This window comes from Microbacterium sp. SMR1, assembly GCF_003289625.1.
GTDB lineage: Bacteria > Actinomycetota > Actinomycetes > Actinomycetales > Microbacteriaceae > Microbacterium > Microbacterium plantarum.
On the sequence record NZ_QMBN01000003.1, the window covers coordinates 228,882 to 249,638 of the forward strand.

The following is a 20,757-nucleotide window of genomic DNA, read 5'->3' on the forward strand; positions in this document are numbered from 1 at the left end:
GCACCGCTTCACACGCGCACTCACGAGCACGGCTGGACGACCGAGTCCGCGCACCCCACGTCAGAGGGAATCGTCCGTTACGTCCGATGCGCGGGATGCGGCACACGACGGGTCGACCTGCAATCGACACCATCGCTCCCGCCGGTCGCGGAGACCGCTGAAATCGATCAGCCGATTTCACCCGGATGAGTGAGACGCCACCACTCGGAGGGAGGCTCGATCTCACCGTCGAGCACGACGGGCACAGTGACCGACTCCGGGCCGGCCGACCAGGTGATCTCGCCGAGTACCTCGCCGTCGGTCCAGAGGCGGGGCTCGCGCACGTCCCCGTCGACGACGATCGGGGTGTCGGACCACGTGCGCAACGAGGCCCCCTCCCCCAGCACGACCCGGGCCGAGCTGCCCCACGCGGTCGTGTAGGTGCCGATCTGCTGGCGGGGCTGCGCGACCGAGGTGACGTGGAACCCGTCGACGACACGTTGCAGGATGCCGAGCACACTGGCGCCCACGCCGCGCTGCGATGAGCCGCCGAGCGCCACCCCCACGACGCTCAGCGGCTCGGGAAGACCGACGTCGAGGGTCGCCGTGTAGAGCAGATTCGCACCGGTTTCCTCGAGCGTGCCGGTCTTGAGTCCCGTGATCCCGCTCTGTCCGAGCAACCCGTTCGTGTTCGCCATGGCCCCCGGCCCCGGCAGGTTCAGAGACGGCGTGGCGGCGATCGCCGCCACCGTCGGATCTGCGGCGGCGATGCGACCGAGTGCGATCAGGTCGCTCGGCGAGCTGGTGTTCCGGGGATCCAGCCCCGACGGCTCGACGATGCTCGTCCGCTCCAGTCCTTTCGCCGTGAGCCACCGGTCAGCGGCTGCGCGGAAGCCCGACACCGAGCCGAACGCCCACACGGCGATCGCCTCGGCGTAGTTGCTCGCCGAGGGGATGAGCATGGTCGCAAGGGCGTCGCGCAGCGAGAGCGAGCTGCCGATCGGCATCGGAGCGATCGTCGCGTCACGGACGAAGTACGCGTCGTAGAGCGCGTGATCGTCGCGGTCGAAGGTGAGCGTCGGCCCCCGGTCGCCGTCGGTGATCGGGTAGGCGTCGAGGACCACGAGCGCTGTGACGAGTTTGGTGATGCTGGCGATCGGACGAGGGTCGTCACCGCCCTGGACCGTCCAGACCCCGGCGGCCTCCGGGCCGAGATACGGGTCGGCGCCCGCGACCGAGAGCGCGGCTGCACCATCAGCGGTGAGACCGAGGTCGACGGCAGCCGGCGGGGCGGGCGCTCGGGGAATCGAGACCTCACCCGCAGCCGGCTTGAGCGGGGCCGTCAACGCCCAGGCGGCGTATCCCCCGGGCGCACCGAGCACGATCGCGGCCGTGACGCCCGCGGCGATCCAGCCGGTGCGGCGTCGACGGCGGCGCGATGCCGACACTTCTTCCGGGGACGCCGCCGGCACCCCGGCGGCTGCCGAGAAGAACTCGCCGAATTCGCCGAGGTCGTCGCTTTCCGAGTCGCGTCGCGTCATCGCGGTTCCCTCCGTCTGTGTCGCCCATCTTCACCCAAACGTCATCCTCATGGATGATTCGCGACTCTCAGCGACCCCATAGTGTTGAGGCGATCTTGAAACAAGGGGGTTGCACGTGCACTGCAAAACGCTTCGATGGGCCGCACCGGCCGCGATCGGTCTCGTCTTCGTTCTGGCCGGCTGCACGGCCGCCGACGGTTCCGCCGACGCGGCTGAGGAATCGCCGCTCTCCGAGTATTTCTCCGCCTTCTACGGCAGCGACATGAGCGAGGAAGAGCAGCAGGCGAAGTTCGAGAAGGAGAACAAGCAGCGCGAAGAACTCGTCGCGCAATGCATGCAGGACGAGGGCTTCGAGTACATCCCCGCCCCCAGCAGCATGTCGTTCAGCTCGGGCACCGAATGGAAGCCCGAAGATCGCGACTTCGTGGCCCAGTGGGGATACGGCGCGGTGGAGTACCCCGAGGCCGACGAACAGACTGAGCCCGAGCAGATGCCCCCCGACCCCAACTCGGACTACGTCATGGCGCTCTCCGAGTCGGAGCAGGCCGCGTATTACGAGGCGTTGTACGGGCCGACCCCGAGCGAAGAGGAGATGTCGGAGGACGGATCGTACGAATACAACTGGGAGACAGCCGGCTGCAACGGCTGGGCCTCTCACGAGATCAGCGGCGACGACCCCCTGCAGTCCGACGAATTCGCCGACGTGATGGACGCCATCACGAAGTTCTACGAGAACTCCTCGTCTCTCCCCGCCATCGTCGACCTCGACCGCGAATGGTCCGCGTGCATGGATGCCGCGGGATACCCCGGATTCGCCACCCAGGCGGACGCCCAGAACTCGATCTTCGACGAGCTCAACGAGATGTACGAGACCATGACGGAAGCCGGGCCCGACCAGGCGACGATGGACGAGATCCACGAGCGCGAGGTCGAACTCGCTCTGGCCGATCTCGACTGCCGCAAGGAGACCGACTACCGCGCGAAGTACGACAAGGCGCAGTTCGACGCCGAGGAGCAGTTCATCGCCGATCACAAGACGGAGCTCGAGGCGATGAAGGCGGCGGCTGAGCAGGCTCGCCCGTGAGTGGTGAGCGCGTGAACGACGCCTCGGCGGCTGACGACTCGTTCGATGAACTCGTCGGCGACCCCGCGGAGGCGCCCGACGCCGCCGACAGCACGGATGCCGCGGTATCCACGCCGGCGGCCGGAGGTGGGCGACTCGCCGTCTGGCGATCGGTCGTCTCACGCAACCGCGTGCTCTGGATCTCCGCAGCAGTGGCCGTGGTCGCGTTGGTCGGCGGGCTTCTCGTCGGCCGGTTCGTCATGGCGCCCGCCTCGGCGGCGGCAGACGACGCCCCCGCACCCGGTCTCGTGACCGTCCCGGTGGAGTTCGGCCCGTTGAGCAATGACGTCACCATCCGCGGTGAGGTGGGCTTCGCCGACCCTGTCGAGGTCAAGATCGATACGTCCGCGATCTCGGGTCCTGCCGTCGTCACCGGGCAGGTTCCGGCCCTGGGAGCCGAGCTGACGCAGCTCTCGATCGCGCTCGAGGTCGCGGGGCGTCCCGTCATCACGCTGCCCGGCGAGCTGCCTGCGTACCGCACACTCCGGTTCGGCGTCTCCGGCCCCGATGTCGTGCAGTTCAAGGAGGCCATGCGCTCCGTCGGCATCGACGCGGGAGATCCCGCCGACAACGTCTTCGACGAGCAGGCGGCGAACGCGGTCACCGCGCTGTACGCCGCTGTCGGCTACACCGGCCCCGAGTCGGAAGAAGACGGCGACAGCGCGGTGCGCGCAGCGCAGGAGAGCGTCCGCTCGGCCGAGCAAGCTCTCTCCACCGCGCGCGCTCAGCTGGCCTCGGCAGGACGGGACGGTGACGCCATCGCTCGCGCGGACCTCGAGGTCGCGAACGCCCGGGCGGTCCTGCAGGGCGCGCGGGATAACGGCGCCTCCTGGGACGAGATCGTCGCCGCCCAGAACCAGGTGGCTACCGCGGAGCTCGCGCGCGAGCAGGCGAACGCCGCCCCCGACACGAGCAGCGAGCGCGCTGCGGTCGATGCCGCCGCGAGCCAGCTCTCGCAGGCGCAGGACGACCTCGCCCGAGCCCGCCAGCAAGCGCTGCCTGCTCTGCCTGCCGGCGAAGTGCTCTACCTGACCGAGCTGCCCCGCCGCGTCGACGCGGTCACGGCCGAGCGCGGCAGCATCCTCTCCGGCGCGGCGATGACCGTCTCGGGGGCGACCGTGGCGCTGAACGGCTCGGCGGCCGAGGCCGACGCGAAGCTGCTCGCGGTCGGCTCGGCCGCCACGTTCGCGCTGCCCGATGGGACTGAGCACGCCGCGACCGTGACCGCGGTGGAACCGGGCACCGGCGGCGAAAGCCGGTGGAAGGTCAGCCTCGAGCCGGCGGAGCTGACCCCCGAGCAGATCTCGCAGCTCCAGGGCACGAACGTGCGCGTGACGATCGCCGTCGGCGCAACCGCCGGCGACGTGCTGAGCGTTCCCGCGGCGGCGCTGACGGCGGGGCCGGGCGGCGAGACCCGCGTCGAGGTCGTCGAGGGCGACCCGCGTGACCCCGACGCCCGAACCCGGCTCGTCGTCGTGGAGACCGGACTGTCGGCCGGCGGCGCCGTCGAGGTGCGTGCCACCGAGGGCGAGCTGGCGGAAGACGATCTCGTCGTGGTCGGGCGATGACAGACACGATCGTCGCCACCTCCGACCGTTCCGCCGCACCGGACGCGGGCGAGGACGTCATCCGATCGGATGAAATTCCGCCGGTGATCGAACTGCGCGACGTCACTCGATCATTCCCCGGACCGCCCGAGGTGCAGGCGCTCAAAGGCATCAATCTGACCGTCTCCGACGGCGAGTACGTGTCGATCGTCGGGCCGAGCGGGTCGGGCAAGTCGACGATGCTCAACATCCTCGGCCTCCTCGACCGCCCGACGGTGGGTGAATACCGCCTCGCGGGCGAGCTCACCGGCGGATACACCGAGGACGAGCGCGCCGCGGTGCGAGCACGTCGGCTCGGGTTCGTGTTCCAGGCCTTCCACCTGATGCCGCGGCGGACCGTGCTCGAGAACGTCATGCTGCCGATGCTCTACAGCGGCACACCGCGGGCCGAGCGCGCCGACCGCGCACGGGCCGCGCTCGAGCGCGTCGGCCTCGGCCACCGCGTCGACTTCCGGCCCGGTCTCCTCTCGGGCGGCGAGCGCCAGCGGGTGGCGGTGGCGCGTGCCGTCGTCACCCAGCCGCGGGTCATCCTCGCCGACGAGCCGACCGGCAACCTGGACCAGTCCACGACGGCGGACATCATGGCGTTGTTCGAGGAGCTGAACGCGGGTGGGCTGACCTTCGTCGTCATCACCCACGACCAAGGCGTGGCCGACCGCGCGGCACGGCGCATCCGCATCGCCGACGGCCGGATGAGCGAGCTGAGCTGATGCCGGCGTTCTGGAAGAAGCTCCGCGGGCGCGTCTCTCGCCGCCGCACCGACGTCGAGACGACGACTGCGGTCGCTGAGGCACGCCAGGTGGCGCGCGCCGATCGCTTCGGATTCGGCGACCTCGTGCTCGAGGCGACGACCGACATCGGCTCACGCCCGGGACGCCTCGTGATGACCGTCATGGGAACCGTGCTGGGCATCGGCGCGCTCGTCGCGACCGTCGGCTTCGCGCAGACCGCAGCCGGCCAGATCGCCCGGCAGTTCGACGCGGCCGCAGCCACCCATCTGAGCATCGCCCCGACCGAAGCGCAGGCGCGGGGCGGACAGCGGGTCGCGACCGCCTCGCTGCCGTGGGACGCCCCCCTGCGCCTCGAGCACCTCGCCGGCGTCGAGTCCGCCGCCGTGCTGGCGCCCGTCACGCTGCGCGAGAACACGATCACCACCGTCCCCATCAACGATCCCTCGATCGCGGCGCCCGCTCCGCCGGCGCTCTTCGCGGCCTCGGGCGAGATCCTCGACACTCTCGGTGGGCGCATCGTCACCGGCCGATCGTTCGACGAGGGGCACGACGCACGCGGCGACCGCGTCGCGATGCTGGGGTCGCGGGCCGCCGAGCGGCTCGCGATCAACCGCGTCGACACGCAGCCGTCGGTGTTCATCGGAGGGGTGGCCTACGCCATCGTCGGCATCTTCGACGAACTCGACCGCCGCGCCGAGGTCGTCGATGCCGTGGTGATCCCCACGGGCGCTGCCCGGCAGGACTTCCAGCTCGCCTCCCCCGGCGACGCGATCGCGCGCATCGTGGTCGGCACCGGTCCGCAATTGCGCGAGCAGGCACCGCTGGCCCTCGCCCCCGACGCGGTCGACACGCTCGAGGTCAGCGCACCGCAGGGGCGTTCCGACCTCGCCCGCGACGTGCAGGGCGACGTGAATGTGGTCTTCCTCATCCTCGGCGTCATCGTGCTGCTGGCGGGAGGGCTGGGGATCGCGAACGTCACGACCCTCTCGGTGCTCGAACGCACCGGCGAGATCGGGCTGCGCCGCGCGCTGGGGTCCACCGGCAGGCAGATCGCCGGCCAGTTCGTCGTCGAGTCCATCGTCATCGGATTGCTCGGTGGCCTCATCGGGTCGGCGCTCGGCGTGTTCGCCGTGCTGGGGGTCTCGATCGTGCAGCAGTGGTCGCCGGTGCTCGACCCGTGGGTAGCACTCGGCGGAACGGTCCTCGGAGCGATCATCGGCCTCGCCGCCGGCGGCATCCCGGCTCGACGAGCCTCTCGGATCGAACCCGTCGTCGCCCTGCGCGGCAACGCCTGAACCGTCGCCCCATAGCGCGGACCGGGCCCGAGCGCCAGTCCTCTTCGCTCGGGATCGCGCAGGTCTACCGTTGCTCGCGGTGGGGACGGCCGAGGACGAGGACGCGGGATGATCGACGGTGTCGCGAACGATGATGTCGCGCTGCCGGGCGCCCTCCTGGCGGGCCGGTATCGCGTCGTCGAGCCGATCGGCTCGGGCGGCATGGCGCGGGTGTTCCTGGCGCGCGACGAGGCCCTCGGACGCCCGGTCGCTGTCAAAGTGCTGCGGCCCGAGCTGACCGACAGTGCCGCGTCCGATCGTGCGGCGATCGAGACGCGCCTGCTCGCCTCGCTGAACCACCCGGGACTGGTCACGCTGTTCGACGCCCATCTGACGGCCGAACCGCGCTTCCTCGTGATGGAGCATGTCGTCGGGACGACGCTGGCCCAGCGGATCGCGACAGGTGTGCTCGACGAGGGCGAGCTCACAGCGCTCGGCGGCCAGCTCGCGGACGCGCTTCACGTCGTCCACGACGCGGGAATCGTGCACCGCGACGTGAAGCCGTCCAACATCCTCCTCGCGCGCTCGACGGTCCCGGGGGTTCCGCTGCGCGCCAAGCTCGCCGACTTTGGCATCGCCCACCTTCTGGACAGCGAACGTGTCACCTCACCGAGCCTGCTGATCGGCACCGCCGCCTATATTGCTCCCGAGCTGCTGCACGGGGCCGACCCGGCCCCGCCGTCGGACATCTACGCCCTCGGCCTCGTGATGCTCGAGGCGGCCACGGGCGAGCGCGCGTTCTCCGGGTCGGACGGCAATCGCGGCCAGCTGCTGGCACGCTTGTCACGCGATCCCGACATGCCCCAGGGGCTCGATCATCACTGGCGCGACCTGCTGTGCGCGATGACAGCACGCCGCCCCGAGGATCGCCCGACCGCGCTCGAGGTCATGTCACGGCTGAGTGGGGCGCACGCCCAGGCCGACGTCGCGGGAGAAGCCACCGTCGCCTTCCCGGCCAGCACAGCAGCGACGCGATCCGGCTTCGTGCCCGCCGCGAGCCGCGCCGCTCAGTCTGACGTCGCGACCGCCGCGTGGCCGCTCACCTCGACGCACGGGACCGCGTCGCCGACGAACCTCGACGCCCCCGTGACGGCAGCCGCGGCTCTCGCGGCACGCGGAGCGGGCACGGAACCCACGTTCTTCTCGCCCAGCCTCAGTGCGACCGCAACGTCCGCACCGGAACGGGTCACCGCCGCCCGACAGCGTCGCCGAAAGCGGACGGCGATGGCTGTCGGCGCCCTCGCCGCAGGGTCGGCTGGCGTGGTGGTTGCCGCACATCTCATGCTGATGCCGCCGCAGGCCTCTCCGGTGACGGATGTCGCCGTGCCGACCGTCGTCGAGACTCCGTCCCCGTCCGTTTCGGGCGTCGACGGCGATGCAGGCGAGAGCGAGGAGCCAGAGACGCCCGCGGACGATGTCACGACGGGGACGCAGACTGTCGTCGCCCCCGGCACCGGTCAGGCCGGCGCTCCGACGCAAACCACCGACACTGTGCCGGCCGACATCGTGCCAGCCGACACCCCGACCACCGAAACGGTCATCAGCGACGCGCCTCCCGCGGGGAGCAACGGATCAGCGCCGGGCGAGAACAGCGGCAACAGTAACGGTCCCGGCGCGAACAGCGGCGCGGGGCCGATGTCCAACGGTCCGGGCTCTCAGAAGCCGGGGAAGCCGGAGAAGCCGGGCGGCTGAGCTCTCAGCGGTCCGTGCTGGCGGCGAGCGCCGCGCCCGCGTGGGCCAGCTCGGCGAGCGCGGCCGCGCTCGATTCTTCCGCGACTCCCGCCACGAGGTCGGTCAGGATGCGTACCCGACGACCGTGCGCGATCGCGTCGAGGGCCGATGCGCGCACGCAGTAGTCGGTTGCGATGCCGACGATGTCGACGTCGACGACCCCGTGCTGCGTCAGCAGGTCGGCGACGGCATGCCCCTCCTCGGTCGTCCCTTCGAAGAGCGAGTACGCGGGTACGCCCTGCCCCTTCTTCACGTGGTGGGTCACGGCGGACACGTCGAGCTCGGGGTCGTACTCCGCGCCCGCGGTGTCGGCGACGCAGTGCACCGGCCAGGTGTCGACGTAGTCGGGCTCGTCGACGGCGAAGTGCCCGCCGTTGTCATGATCGCCGTGATGCCAGTCGCGCGAGGCGACGATGATCTCGTAATCACCGGCGTGCTCCCGGAGGTGACGCGTGATCGCCGCGGCGACCGCGTCACCCCCGGTCACACCGAGTGCTCCGCCTTCGGTGAAGTCGTTCTGGACATCGACGATGAACAGGGCACGGGTCATGCGTCGAGGGTACGCCGCGTGTCCTCGCGCTGCACGTCCCGCTCGCGTCGCCACTGCTTCGAGGGCCACCAGATGGCGGGGCCGATGTCGTGAGCGAGTGCGGGGACGAGGAGCGAGCGGACGACGAAGGTGTCGAGCAGCACCCCGAAGGCCACGATGAAGGCGATCTGCGCGAGGAACAGGATCGGGATGACGCCGAGAGCCGCGAACGTCGCCGCCAGCACGAGCCCCGCCGAGGTGATGACCCCGCCGGTCGCCACGAGCCCCCGGGCGATGCCTCGACGGGTTCCGTGTTCGAGAGTCTCCTCACGAACACGCGACATGAGGAAGATGTTGTAGTCGACCCCCAGCGCCACCAGGAACACGAAGCCGTACAGCGGCACCGCGGGATCGCCTCCGGGGAAGTCGAACACGTGGTTGAACACGAGGGCACTCACTCCCAACGCCGTGCCGAACGACAGGATGGTGCTCAGGATGAGCAGCACCGGCGCGAGGATCGAGCGCAGCAGCAGCATCAGGATGAGCAGGATCACGACCAGGATGACCGGGATGATGACTGTCCGGTCGCGGATCGAGGTGTCGTTGGTGTCGACGTTCGTCGCTGTGGTCCCGCCCACGAGCACCTCGGGTACCTCGTCGGCGAAGGTCGCTCGTAGATCGCGCACCGTCTGCTCGGCCTCGAGCGAGTCCGCCGGATCGGCGAGCGTCACCGACAGCAGGACATCGCCCTCCGACACTGTCGGCTCGGGGGCCGGTGCCCCCGGGGGCCCGGCGGCGGTGAAGACCGGCTCGCCGCCCTCGAGAGCCACCGAGACCTGTCCGGTGGGCGAGTCCGCTGCGACCGCGGCGACCGACGAGATGCCGGGGTTCTCCTCGAGCACGGCGAGCGCGTCGGCGAGACGGTCTTGCGGAACGATCACGGACGCCGGGCTGCCCGACCCCGCCGGGAAGTGCTCGGCGAGAGCCGCCTGACCGTCGCGGGCTTCTGAGGCTCCGAGCACGAGGTCGCTCGAGGGCACACCGTTCGCGTTGAGCTGCAGCACGCCTGCAGCCCCGACGAGCAGCACGACGGTACTCGCGATCCAGACCGCCCGGGCACGACGTGCGACGAAACGCGCCTGACGCGGCCAGAGTCCGCGAACCGGCTCCCGCGGGTCGTCAGGAAGATCGATGGCGCCGGTGCGGGGGATGAAGGGCCAGAAGGCGGCCCGCCCGAACAGCGCCAGGAGTGCCGGCAGGAAGGTCAGCGCCGAGAGCATCGAGAACGCGATGCCGATGGAGGCGATCGGACCGAGCGCCTTGTTGCTCGCCAGGTCGCTGAGCAGCAGGCAGAGAAGGCCCGCGATCACGGTGCCGCCCGAGGCGAGGATCGGCTCGACAGCGCCCTTCCAGGCGCGGAGCGTCGCGTCCCAGCGGGATGCGCCCGCCCCGATCGCCTCGCGGTAACGAGCCGTGTAGAGCAGGGCGTAGTCGGTCGCCGCGCCGATCACCAGGATGAAGAGGATGCCCTGCACCTGTCCGTTGAGGACGACGATGTCGGCCTTGGCGAGCCACCAGACCGTCAGGAGGGCGACGCACAGCGCGAAGACCGATGTGAGCAGAACGAGGATCGGCAGCAACGGCGAGCGATAGACGACGACCAGGATGATGAACACCGCGGCCAGCGCGACGATCAGAAGCAGTCCGTCGATGCCGAGGAAGCCCTCGGCGAGATCCGCCGTGAACCCGGCGGGTCCCGTGACCCACGCTTCGACGCCCGCGGGCAGGTCCTCCTGGACGAGCGCCCGGACCTCTTCGACGACGTCGCGCACCTCCCCCGAGGCGTCGATCGGCACGAAGACCTGGACAGCCAGACCGTCCTCGGACGGGATGGGCGGCGACACCTCGCCGACACCGTCGAGCTCGCCGATGGCGGTGCCGAGCTCGCCGAGTGCTGCGAGCTGCGCCTCGTCGAGCGGATCGGATGCCGCGGCGACGACGACCGCCGGGATCTCCTCGCCGCCGGTGAAGTCGGTCAGGCGCTCACTGACCTTCGTCGCGTCGGCGCTCGCGGGGAGGAACGAGGACTGGTCGTTCGTGGCCACCTCGCTGACGCGCCCGAAGTAGGGTCCACCCACCGAGCCGCCCACGAGCCAGACGAGCACGAGCAAGGCGGGAATGCCGATGCGCAGCCAGCGTGGGACACTTCGTTTGCTATTCACGTAGGTAGCTTATCTAGCTACATTCGGATACGCCAGTCCGTCTGCCGACTCGAGACCCCGCTCAGCCGCGGACGAAGAGGACGATCCAGGATGCGACGAGCGCGACGACGCCCACACCGAGAAATCCGGATGACAAGCCGACGAGCAGTCGGCGAACCGGCGGCCGACGGGTCAGCCGCATCCTTCCCCGCCACCCGTGGCGATACCAGATGTCGGCTCGATCGCGGCCCGCGAGGAGCGCGGCCGTGTGCTCATCGACCCGCGCACTGTTCGCCTCACCCTCGTCGTCGAACCAGCGCACCCACGTGCCGTCGGGCTCGTGGTCGACGAGCGCATCGGCCGGAAGCCACGTCCCGTCCGCCGCCCACAGCACGAGGAGCGCGATGCCGAACGTGACAGCGCCGCCGAAGCCCGCCCAGCTGAGGATCTCGAGGACCGCGTCGAGAGTCGTCGTCACGCGCGCCGCCGGCTCGGGAAGCGGGTCGCTCGGGCCATGCACTCAGTATGGTTCACGCCGGGCGCGAATTCATGACGGACGCAGGAGCACTGCGAGAGAGGCGAGCGTGCGCTCGAGCTCGATCGAGGGCTCAAGAAGCCACTGGATCTGCAAGCCGTCGGATGCCGCGATGAGCAGAGCCGCCAGTTGTTCCGCCGGCACGTCGTCACGAACGGTTCCCGCACGCTGCTCGGCCCGCAGCCGCTCGGTCAGCTCGCCTCGAATGCGCTCGAACCGGGCCGTGAAGAAGCGCTTGCCGTGCTCACTCCCCGCCTCGAGCGCACCGGCGACGAGGATCGAGTAGAGCTCGACGAGGCCCGGAACCTCGAGGTTGTCGACGGCTGCGCGCGTCATCACCCCGACCGCCGTTTCGGGCGGAGTCCGACCGCGCTGTCCGCGCTGCGTCTCAGCGTGCTCGTACACGGCCACGAGGAGCTGCTCGCGCGACTCGAAGTAGTGCAGCAGTGCGGCGTGCGAGACCCCGATGGCCTCGGCGATCCGCCGCAGCGACGTTCCCTGCAGCCCACGCTCCTGGAAGACCTCGATCGCGCGGTCGAGGATCTCCTGACGTCGCGCCACACCCTTGGCGTACGCGCCGGGGCGCCCCATCTTCGCGCGATCGTCGTTGCTCACACCGCGACTGTAACAAGAAACCTCCACCTGGATGTATTACGTGTTAGCGTGACGTCGTGCCACCACGGGCACCCCGCACGATGACGTACGAAAGAAGGTCGACTGTGACTCAGGTCCAGGCATCCGTCCAGCTCTATTCGCTTGCGAAGGAGTTCTCCGCCGACATGTCCGGCTCGCTGGCGAAGCTCGCCGAGATCGGATTCGCACACGTCGAGGCGTTCGACTTCGTCTCGCGTCCGACCGAGATCCGCGCGGCGCTGGATGCCGCCGGCCTCACCTCGCCGACCGGTCACGCTCCCCTGCTGACCGACGAGCTCTGGACGCCGGACGGCTCCATCCCCACCCCCGCACCCGAGGTCGTCTACGAGGCCGCCGCAACGATCGGCATGAAGACGGTCATCGACCCGTTCGTCGCCCCCGAGCGGTGGCTCACCGAGGACGGCGTCGCCGACATCGCGGAGCGCCTGAACGCGCAGGCCGAGATCGCCGCCGGCTTCGGCCTGAGCGTCGGTTACCACAACCACGCGCAGGAGTTCGTCGCGTCCTTCGACGGTCAGAGCGCCTACGAGCGTTTCGTCTCGCTCCTCGACGAGCGCGTCACGCTCGAGCTCGACCTCTTCTGGGCGCTCACCGGTGGCCAGGACGTCCCGGCCCTCGTGAAGAGCCTCGGCGACCGGCTCGTCGCCGTCCACGTCAAGGACGGCGTCGTCCCGGCCTCCAACCCCTGGGCCCCGGGAGCCGCGGAGTTCGGATCCGACAGCCTCGATCAGCGTCACGCCGGCACGGGCGACGTCCCCCTCGCCGAGTCGCTGCGCGCGGCGACCACTCTGAAGTACGCCGTCGTCGAATACGACAAGGCACCCGGCGACGTCTTCGCCGACGTCGCCGCCAGCCTGGCGTTCCTGCGTGAGAACGGAGTCAGCGCATGACCGGGCCCGTCGGAGTCGGTTTCGTCGGCGTCGGTGTCATCAGCGACACCTACCTCGAGAACCTCGGCTCGTTTCCCGATGTCCGCGTCGTCATCCTCGGCGACCTCGACGTCGACCGCGCCAAGGCTCAGGCCGAGAAGCACGGCGTCGCCGAATGGGGCACGACCGACGATGTCCTCGCGCACCCCGATGTCGACGTCGTCGTCAACCTGACGATCCCCGCCGTCCACGTCGAGATCTCCTCGCGCGCGATCGCGGCGGGCAAGCACGTCTGGACCGAGAAGCCGCTCGGCCTCGACCGCGAGAGCACGGCGGAGCTCCTGCGCCAGGCGGATGCCGCGGGCCTGCGCATCGGTTCGGCCCCCGACACGCTCCTCGGCCCCGGCTTCCAGACCGCGAAGCGCGCGATCCAGAGCGGTGTGGTCGGCGAGCCCATGTTCGCGTCGACGACGTTCCAGACCGTCGGCCCCGACCTGTGGCACCCGAGCCCCGCGTTCCTCTTCGCCCAGGGAGCCGGACCGCTGCTCGACATGGGTCCGTACTACTTCAGTGGTCTCGTCAGCCTCTTCGGGTCGGTCGACCGCGTCGCCGCCGTCGGGCGTAAGAAGCTCGAGGAGCGAACCATCCAGGCCGGGCCCAACGCGGGCACCGTCTTCCCCGTCGAGGTGCCCACCACGATGCAGGTCATCACGGCCTTCGAGGCGGGTCAGCAGGCGGCGAGCCTGCTGAGCTTCGACTCGGCCCTCGAACGCCACGGCGTGTTCGAGGTGCACGGCACCGAGGGCTCCATCGTGCTCCCCGACCCCAACCAGTTCGAAGGACGCATCGCCTACGTCAAGGCGCGGAAGTCGATCTCGGACGGCAACTGGGGCGAGCAGGAGTGGATCGAGATCGAGCAGGAGGGCAAGCTCACCGGCCGCGGCCTGGGCCTGCTCGACATGGTCCGCGCGATCGCGGAGGACCGGCCGCATGTCGCCACCGGCGAGCTCGGCTACCACGTGCTCGACGTCATGCTCTCGGCGCAGGAATCGGCCGCCTCGGGCGAGTTCGTGAAGGTCGCGAGCACCGTGGCGCCCGTGCCGACCGTGCCGGTCGACTTCGACCCGTTCGCCGCGACGCTGTAAGCCGCGCTGCGGCCCGCCCAACGGGAACGCGAAAGGCCCGGACTCTTCGGAGTCCGGGCCTTTCGTTGTGGAGCCGCCTAAGGGAATCGAACCCTTGACCTATTCATTACGAGTGAATCGCTCTGCCGTCTGAGCTAAGGCGGCGCGCGTCGCTGTGCGATGCACGATCAGCAATGTTACATGGTCTCCGACCCCGTCGCGAACCGGCGGCGCGGCCGACGCCCTTATATCGGGAGACGCCGTGTTACGCGACGATTACTCCCCGTCCACCCGTGGCGCTTACCGTCGGAGGGCACCGCGATGAGGCGAGCGCGACCCCGGTCGCGCACGGGCGGGTCACCGCCCCGCGGTGCCCGATCCGAGGAGCACCACTCATGTCCAAGCGACTTCTGACCGCGGCCGCCCTGGCCCTTCCCCTGACCCTCCTGCTGGGCGCGTGCGCGTCGGACGCCGGCTCCGGCGACGCCGGCGATGGCGCGCAGGACGGCCCGGTGCGCATCGGCGTCGTGGGCGCGGGCGACCCGTACTGGGAGACCTACAAGGAGGCCGCGGCCGAGGAAGGCATCGAGGTCGACATCGTCGACTTCACCGAGTACACGCAGCCCAACCCCGCGCTGTCGGCCGACGAGCTGGACCTCAATCAGTTCCAGCACATCATCTACCTCGCGACATACAACGTGAACGCCGGCGACGACCTCGTCGCCGTCGGCTCGACCGCGACCTACCCGCTGGGCCTGTACTCGACGCAGTACGACTCGGTCGACGACATCCCCGAAGGCGCCACCGTCGCCGTCCCCAACGACGAGAGCAACCAGGCTCGCGGGCTGCTCGTGCTGCAGGCGCAGGGCCTCATCGAGCTCAAGGACGGCGGGTCGGTCTTCTCGACGACCGCCGACGTCGAGCCCGGCTCGAAGGTCAAGGTCGAGGCACTCGACGCCGCCCTCACCGCGACGTCGCTGCCCGATGTCGCCGCCGCGATCATCAACAACGACTTCGTCGAGGATGCCGGGCTGAAGTTCGACGACGCGCTCGCGACCGACGACCCCAGCGACCCGAGCGCTCAGCCGTACATCAACATCTTCGCCGCCAAGGCCGAGGATGCCGACAACCCGACCTACCAGAAGCTCGTCGAGATCTTCCAGGACACCCAGGCGGTCACCGAAGGACTGCAGGAGGCGTCCGGCGGCTCGGCCGTGCTCGTGAAGACGCCGAAGGACGAGCTCGCTTCCGCCCTGAAGCAGGTCGAGGACGACATCCGCGCCAACCAGTGACATCCCCGCGTGTGCGGCCCGCTCCCCCGGACGGGCCGCACACGCATGTCTCGTTCGAGGAGCCCCGCATGACCCTCATCCGCCTGTCCGGCGTGACCAAACGCTTCCCTCCGTCCACCAAGGGCGGCGAGCCCGTCGTCGCGGTCGATGACGTCGACCTCGAGATCGAGGCAGGAACCGTGTGCGGCATCGTCGGGTACTCCGGCGCGGGAAAGAGCACGGTGCTGCGCCTGGTCAACGCTCTCGAGACGCCGACGAGCGGCAGCGTCGAGATCGACGGCCGCGACATCACGGGGCTCCGCGAGCGCGAGCTGCGCGCCCTCCGCGGCGACATCGGCATGATCTTCCAGCAGTTCAACCTGTTCGACTCGCGCACCGTCGCGGGCAATGTCGCGTACCCCCTCGAGGTCGCCGGCCGCTCGCGTGCCCAGGTCAAGCAGCGCGTGGCCGAACTGCTGGAGTTCGTCGGGCTCTCGGGCAAGGCCAAGAACTACCCCGAACAGCTCTCGGGCGGGCAGCGGCAGCGCGTCGGCATCGCGCGGGCGCTGGCCACGAGCCCCCGCATCCTGCTGGCCGACGAGGCGACGAGCGCTCTCGACCCCGACACGACTCAGGAGGTGCTCGCCCTCCTCAAGCGCATCAACACCGAGCTCGGCGTGACGATCCTCGTCATCACCCACGAGATGGAAGTCGTCCGCGCGATCGCCGACCGCGTCGTCGTGATGGAACATGGACGCGTCATCGAGAGCGGTGACGTGTTCGACGTTCTCTCGGCACCGTCGCACGACGCCACGCGCCGCTTCGTGGCGAGCATCATCGATGAGGCGCCCACGGGCGAGAAGCTCGCGGCACTGCGCGCCCGGCATCCCGGCCGCATCGTCACGTTCACGATCCGCGAGGGCGAGTCGCCGCAGGCGGACGTGTTCGCGGCGCTGTCGTCGCACGGCGTCCGGTTCGAGCTCATCCACGGCGGCATCAACGACATCCGCGGTCGCGTCTTCGGCCATCTGACCCTCGCTCTGTCGGGAGAGAAGGACGCCGTCGACCGTGCCGTGGCGGCGGCATCCGCCCACGCACCGCTCATCGAGGAGGACTCCCGTGGATAGGCTCATCGACCTGCTCCCCGACCTCTGGCCGGCGACGGCCGAGACGCTCTACATGATCACGCTGAGCCTCGTGTTCGGCGGTATCGCGGGCTTCCTGATCGGCCTCGCGCTGTACGCGACCCGGGCCGGCAGCCTGTTCCCCAACCGCGTCGTGTTCGGCATCGTCAACGTGATCGTCAACACCTTCCGGCCTATCCCGTTCATCATCTTCATGGCCGCGGTCCAGCCCCTCGCCCGCGCGTTCAGCATCCGCGGCATCGGCATCGAGTTCGCCGTCTTCGCGATCTCGATCGCGTCGATGTTCGCCATCGGACGCATTGTCGAGCAGAACCTGCTGACCGTGCGCCCCGGGGTGATCGAGGCCGCACGCGCCGCCGGCGCGAGCCGCTCGCGCATCCTGTTCCGGCTGGTCCCCCGCGAGTCGCTCGGTCCGCTCGTGCTCGGCTACACCTTCATCGTGGTGGCGCTCGTTGACATGACCGCGGTCGCCGGTGCGATCGCCGCGGGTGGCCTCGGTCAGTTCGCGCTGGTGAACGGCTTCCGTCAGTTCAACCCGTGGGTGACCTGGGCGGCCGTGATCATCATCATCCTGCTCGTGCAGGGCGTGCAGTTCCTCGGCAACGCCCTCGCGCGCCGCATCCTTCGGCGCTGACACCCGCCGAGGTCCCAGTTGGGCGGGGTTCGCGCCCGTCGAGGTCCCAGTTCGGCCGGGTATGGCGGCATCATTCCGGGCCCGAGTGGGACCTCGGCGGCGGGGGCTAGCCTGGCGGCATGCTTTCGGATGCCGATCTGGTTCGCATCGCGCGTGATCTTGCAGCGACGCCGGGCGTGGTCGCGGTGGCGCTCGGCGGCAGCCGCGCGCGCGGCACGCATGCCGCCGACTCGGACGTCGATCTCGGCGTCTACGTCGACGGGCGAACATTCGACCGCGGCGTCCTCTCCGCGTCGGTGTCTCGCTGGGCCGGGACGTCGGTCACCGTCGGACCGGCCGGGAGCTGGGGCCCGTGGGTGGATAGCGGCGCGTGGGCGACGATCGCGGAAATGCCCGTCGACGTCATCATCCGCGACGCCGACCGCGTTCGAGCTCAGGTCGCGAGGGCTCGTCGCGGCGAGTTCGCCTTCCACGCGCAGCCGGGGCATCCATTCGGGTTTCTCGATATCGCATACGCGGGCGAGGTCGCACTCGCGAAGCCGCTCGTGGATGGCGCGGGTTTCCTGCGCGATAGCTCCGCTGCCCTCACTCCCTACCCCGAGCCGCTGCGGCAGGCCTTCCTCGACGATCTGTGGCAGGTGGACTTCCTCGTGGACGCCGCAGCGAAGGTCGCTGATCGCGGCGACACCGCCTACCTCAGTCTCTGCCTGAGCAACGCGGCCGTGCGGCTCGGGTACGCGTGGCACGCCGACGCCAGAGCCTGGGCCATCAACGAGAAGGGCATCGTCCCGGGAGTCTCTCGTCTGATCTCGGCCCCGGCCGACTTCGACATCCGGGTCGCCGCTGCTCTCAGCGCGCTCAACGCCTCACCCCAGGGCGCGCGGGCAGCGGTCGAGATGCTTCGGACCCTGCCTCGCCCGTCCTGACCGCCGCCGAGGTCCCACGTGGGCCGGTTTCAGCGGCCCCGTTCCCGGCCGAACTGGGACCTCGCGCGGCAAGCTGGGACCGGGGGGGATGCCGAGGGACCAGACACCTAGCGGCAGACGAGGCCGTCCTCGGGCACCGTGTCGTCGAGGAAGAAGGCCTCGACCGCGTCGTCGACGCACGAGTTGCCCTTCTGGAACCCGGTGTGCCCCTCGCCCTCTCGCGTGACGAGCACGCCCGAGGCGAGCTGATCGGCGAGCGATTCCGACCACTCGTACGGAGTGGCGGGATCGTTGGTCGTGCCCACGACGACGATCGGCGCGGCACCGTCGGCCGTGATCTCGCCGCGGGTACCGGTGGGCGGGTACGGCCAGACTGCGCAGGCGTCGACGCCCTCCCAGTACGGTGCGACCGTCGGCGCTTCTACCGCGAGGCGCGCCTTCGACGCGGCCTCGGCCTCGGGGTCGTTCTCGGCCGGGTAGTCCATGCAGTTGTACGCGCGGAACGCCTCGGACGAGTTGTCCGAGTACTGCCCGTCGGACGTGCGCGCGTAGTAGAAGTCGGCGAGCAGGAACGCCGTCTGCGGGTCGCCCGCCAGCGTCTGCGAGAGAGCCTGCCTCAGGATCGGCCAGTTGTCCTGCGAGTACAGCGCGGCGATGATCGCGGTCATGAGCGAGTCGGCGCCGAGCCGGCGACCGTCGGATGCCGGCAGGGGCGACGCGTCGACGCTCGCAAGCAGCGTCCCGAGGTCGGTCATCGCGTCATCGACGGACCCGCGGAAGGGGCAGTCCTCCTCCTCGATGCATGCCGCCATGAACGCGCGCAGCGCCGACTCGAAGCCGACCGCCTGGGTGGCGCTGACATCGAGAGACGACACGCTCGGGTCGATCGCACCGTCGAGCACGAGACGCCCGACGTTCTCGGGGTAGAGCTTGGCGTAGGTCGCCCCGAGGAAGGTTCCGTACGAGTACCCGAGGTAGTTGAGCTTCTCGTCGCCGAGCACCGCACGCAGCAGATCCATGTCGCGCGCGGCGAACTCGGTCGTGATGAAGGGCAGTATGCCGCCGCTGTTCTCGTCGCAGGCGGCGGCGAACTGCTCGTTGCGGGCGGTCAACTCCGCTTCCCACTCGGGCGTACCGCGAGGGGCGGCCGGGATGTCGAAGAAGTAGGCGTCGGTGCCCGCGGCGTCGAAGCACGCGACGGCGCTCGAGCGGCCCACGCCGCGCGGGTCGAACCCGATGACGTCGTAGGCGTCGGCCAGCACTGACCCGACCGCGAACTGGGCGCTGTCGGCGATCAGGTCGTACCCGCTCGCGCCGGGACCGCCGGGATTGACCAGCAGCGACCCGAGCGCTTCGCCCGATCCCGCCGCCCGCCGCACGACCGCGAGTTCGATCTCGCCCGCGGACGGATCGTTCCAGTCACGCGGCGCGCGCACTGTCGTGCAATCGTATGAACCCGAGTCGGCGCCCACGCAGGACTCCCATTCGAGTTCCTGCCCGTAGAACGGCATCAGATCCGCTGAGACGCCCTCGGTGATGGGTGTGCGGCTCGGCGCCGGCGAAGCCTGATCGGGGCTTCCCTTGAAGACGCATCCGGTGAGGACCGTCACCGTGGCCGCGGCGATCGCGACGACGGTGACCAGACGACGGGGAGCTTTCACGGTGTCCTTCCGCTGGCGACGGTGATGAGCATGCTCTCGAGGGCGAGCAGGGGGGCCGCGTTGCCTTCGAGGGCGCTCCGCGTGGCCGAGATGCGATCGAGCACGACGAGCGTGCGGTCGGGAGTCCATGCCGACGCAAGAGCGGCGAGCTCGCTCGTCAGCTCGCGATTGATGAGGTCGCCCTCCCGGCCGAACTGCAGCATCAGCGTGTCGCGGTACATCGATTCGAGATCGGTGAGGACCCGATCGATGCCGTCGCGCAGGCTGCGCGTCGCCCGACGCTTCTGCTCGTCCTCGAGCGCGCTGAGCTGACCGCGCACGGCGGGCGGCACGGGTGCACCCGGAGCGACCCCGAGCGTGCGCCGCAACGCCTCGCGCTCGGACTCGTCGCGTTCGGCCGTCAAGGCCTTGGCATCCTCCGTCGCGGCGCTCACGATGCGACCGGCCGTCTCGACGGCGTCGGACACTCCGCGCACCGCCAGCACCGCGCGCAGCGTCGCATCACGGCGCTCCCGAGAGGCGGCATCCGTCGCGAGGCGCTGGGCCATACCGATGTGGCGCTGGGCGAGACGAGCGGACTGCTCGGCCACCGCTTCGTCGACGCCCGTGCGCGCGGAGATGAGCCGTGCGACATCCGCTACGTCGGGCTCACGCAGTCGCAGCGTTCGCACGCGCGACCGGATCGTCGGCAGCAGATCAGCATCGCTCGGCGCGCACAGCACCCAGACCGTCTGCTCTGGCGGCTCCTCGAGAGCCTTGAGCAGAACGTTGCTCGTCCGCTCGACCATCCGGTCGGCGTCTTCGACGACGATGACGCGGTAGCGACCGAGAGACGGCGAGAAGTACGACCGTTCGACGAGCGCTCGGGCGTCGCGGATGGAGATGACCACGCCCTCCGTGCGGAGGGCCGTGAGATCGGGATGCGTGCCCGCGAGGACCTGCCGCATCGCGCCCTCATCCCCCGGCTCGGCGATCAGCGCTGCCGCGAACGCGTGCGCGAGCGTCGAACGCCCCGAGCCGGGCGGGCCCGTGATGAGCCAGGCGTGCGCGAGCTGCGCGGGGTCGGATGCCGCGGCCTGCAGCGCCGCGACGGCCGAGTCCTGACCCCAGACCTCGCCCCACGGCGGCGCGAGCGGAGCGGAGGCGGTCATGGGTCCAGCCT

The 20,757-nt window shown here is 70.1% G+C and carries 18 protein-coding genes and 1 tRNA gene; 11 read left to right on the forward strand and 8 right to left on the reverse strand.

From position 1 onward, the window contains the following. Positions 1-167: 167 nt before the first annotated feature. Positions 168-1,520: a D-alanyl-D-alanine carboxypeptidase family protein gene (locus DO944_RS10810; RefSeq protein WP_112617180.1), complete on the reverse strand. Its 1,353-nt coding sequence runs from the start codon at positions 1,518-1,520 to the stop codon at positions 168-170. A 115-nt stretch (positions 1,521-1,635) separates the two neighbouring features. On the opposite strand from DO944_RS10810, the gene DO944_RS10815 reads away from it, so the two are divergent. The 5 genes from DO944_RS10815 (at position 1,636) to DO944_RS10835 (ending at position 8,007) form a co-directional block, all read left to right on the forward strand. Further along, on the forward strand, positions 1,636-2,604 hold the full coding sequence (locus DO944_RS10815) for a hypothetical protein (protein WP_112617181.1): 969 nt from the start codon (positions 1,636-1,638) through the stop codon (positions 2,602-2,604). Then, positions 2,601-4,211: a hypothetical protein gene (locus DO944_RS10820; RefSeq protein WP_181574218.1), complete on the forward strand. Its 1,611-nt coding sequence runs from the start codon at positions 2,601-2,603 to the stop codon at positions 4,209-4,211. Before DO944_RS10815 ends, DO944_RS10820 begins: the two co-directional genes overlap by 4 nt. Then, on the forward strand, positions 4,208-4,960 hold the full coding sequence (locus DO944_RS10825; RefSeq protein ID WP_112617182.1) for an ABC transporter ATP-binding protein: 753 nt from the start codon (positions 4,208-4,210) through the stop codon (positions 4,958-4,960). The genes DO944_RS10820 and DO944_RS10825 overlap by 4 nt, the downstream gene beginning before the upstream one ends. Next, complete coding sequence (locus DO944_RS10830; RefSeq protein ID WP_112617183.1) at positions 4,960-6,276, forward strand: ABC transporter permease; 1,317 nt, start codon at positions 4,960-4,962, stop codon at positions 6,274-6,276. Before DO944_RS10825 ends, DO944_RS10830 begins: the two co-directional genes overlap by 1 nt. Positions 6,277-6,384: 108 nt before the next feature. After that, on the forward strand, positions 6,385-8,007 hold the full coding sequence (locus tag DO944_RS10835) for a serine/threonine-protein kinase (protein ID WP_112617184.1): 1,623 nt from the start codon (positions 6,385-6,387) through the stop codon (positions 8,005-8,007). Positions 8,008-8,011: 4 nt separating this feature from the next. Here DO944_RS10835 and DO944_RS10840 read toward each other — a convergent pair whose 3' ends face one another. The 4 genes from DO944_RS10840 to DO944_RS10855 all read right to left on the reverse strand — a co-directional run bounded on the left by DO944_RS10840 (position 8,012) and on the right by DO944_RS10855 (position 11,902). Further along, positions 8,012-8,596, reverse strand: coding sequence for an isochorismatase family protein (locus tag DO944_RS10840; protein WP_112617185.1), 585 nt, complete (start codon positions 8,594-8,596; stop codon positions 8,012-8,014). Beyond that, positions 8,593-10,797: an efflux RND transporter permease subunit gene (locus tag DO944_RS10845; protein WP_258524681.1), complete on the reverse strand. Its 2,205-nt coding sequence runs from the start codon at positions 10,795-10,797 to the stop codon at positions 8,593-8,595. Before DO944_RS10845 ends, DO944_RS10840 begins: the two co-directional genes overlap by 4 nt. A 61-nt stretch (positions 10,798-10,858) precedes the next feature. Continuing rightward, positions 10,859-11,254, reverse strand: a complete 396-nt coding sequence (locus DO944_RS10850) for a hypothetical protein (protein ID WP_112617560.1) — start codon at positions 11,252-11,254, stop codon at positions 10,859-10,861. A 69-nt stretch (positions 11,255-11,323) separates the two neighbouring features. Further along, complete coding sequence (locus DO944_RS10855; protein WP_112617561.1) at positions 11,324-11,902, reverse strand: TetR/AcrR family transcriptional regulator; 579 nt, start codon at positions 11,900-11,902, stop codon at positions 11,324-11,326. 188 nt (positions 11,903-12,090) lie between these two features. Here DO944_RS10855 and DO944_RS10860 point away from each other — a divergent pair, with 188 nt between their 5' ends. After that, the gene (locus DO944_RS10860) at positions 12,091-12,855 is read left to right on the forward strand and encodes a sugar phosphate isomerase/epimerase (protein WP_181574242.1); all 765 of its coding nucleotides are present in this window, start codon (positions 12,091-12,093) and stop codon (positions 12,853-12,855) included. Continuing rightward, positions 12,852-13,979 (forward strand): Gfo/Idh/MocA family protein, encoded by a 1,128-nt coding sequence (locus DO944_RS10865; RefSeq protein WP_112617187.1) that lies wholly within the window; start codon positions 12,852-12,854, stop codon positions 13,977-13,979. The genes DO944_RS10860 and DO944_RS10865 overlap by 4 nt, the downstream gene beginning before the upstream one ends. Positions 13,980-14,047: 68 nt before the next feature. Here the strand turns inward: DO944_RS10865 and DO944_RS10870 are convergent. Further along, positions 14,048-14,123, reverse strand: a tRNA-Thr gene (locus DO944_RS10870). Between the two features lie 230 nt (positions 14,124-14,353). Here DO944_RS10870 and DO944_RS10875 point away from each other — a divergent pair. The 4 genes from DO944_RS10875 (at position 14,354) to DO944_RS10890 (ending at position 17,934) form a co-directional block, all read left to right on the forward strand. Beyond that, the gene (locus DO944_RS10875; RefSeq protein ID WP_112617188.1) at positions 14,354-15,250 is read left to right on the forward strand and encodes a MetQ/NlpA family ABC transporter substrate-binding protein; all 897 of its coding nucleotides are present in this window, start codon (positions 14,354-14,356) and stop codon (positions 15,248-15,250) included. A 68-nt stretch (positions 15,251-15,318) separates the two neighbouring features. Beyond that, the gene (locus DO944_RS10880) at positions 15,319-16,356 is read left to right on the forward strand and encodes a methionine ABC transporter ATP-binding protein (RefSeq protein WP_112617189.1); all 1,038 of its coding nucleotides are present in this window, start codon (positions 15,319-15,321) and stop codon (positions 16,354-16,356) included. Continuing rightward, positions 16,349-17,008 carry a methionine ABC transporter permease gene (locus DO944_RS10885; RefSeq protein WP_181574219.1) on the forward strand — a complete coding sequence of 220 codons (660 nt, stop codon included), beginning with the start codon at positions 16,349-16,351 and terminating at the stop codon, positions 17,006-17,008. Before DO944_RS10880 ends, DO944_RS10885 begins: the two co-directional genes overlap by 8 nt. Positions 17,009-17,127: 119 nt before the next feature. After that, the gene (locus tag DO944_RS10890; RefSeq protein WP_112617190.1) at positions 17,128-17,934 is read left to right on the forward strand and encodes a nucleotidyltransferase domain-containing protein; all 807 of its coding nucleotides are present in this window, start codon (positions 17,128-17,130) and stop codon (positions 17,932-17,934) included. Positions 17,935-18,041: 107 nt separating this feature from the next. Here the strand turns inward: DO944_RS10890 and DO944_RS10895 are convergent, their stop codons facing one another. Then, a complete protein-coding gene (locus DO944_RS10895; RefSeq protein ID WP_112617191.1) occupies positions 18,042-19,595 on the reverse strand; it encodes an alpha/beta hydrolase in 1,554 nt (517 codons plus the stop codon). Next, complete coding sequence (locus DO944_RS10900; RefSeq protein ID WP_112617192.1) at positions 19,592-20,746, reverse strand: DNA polymerase III subunit delta'; 1,155 nt, start codon at positions 20,744-20,746, stop codon at positions 19,592-19,594. Before DO944_RS10900 ends, DO944_RS10895 begins: the two co-directional genes overlap by 4 nt. Between the last annotated feature and the right edge of the window lie 11 nt (positions 20,747-20,757).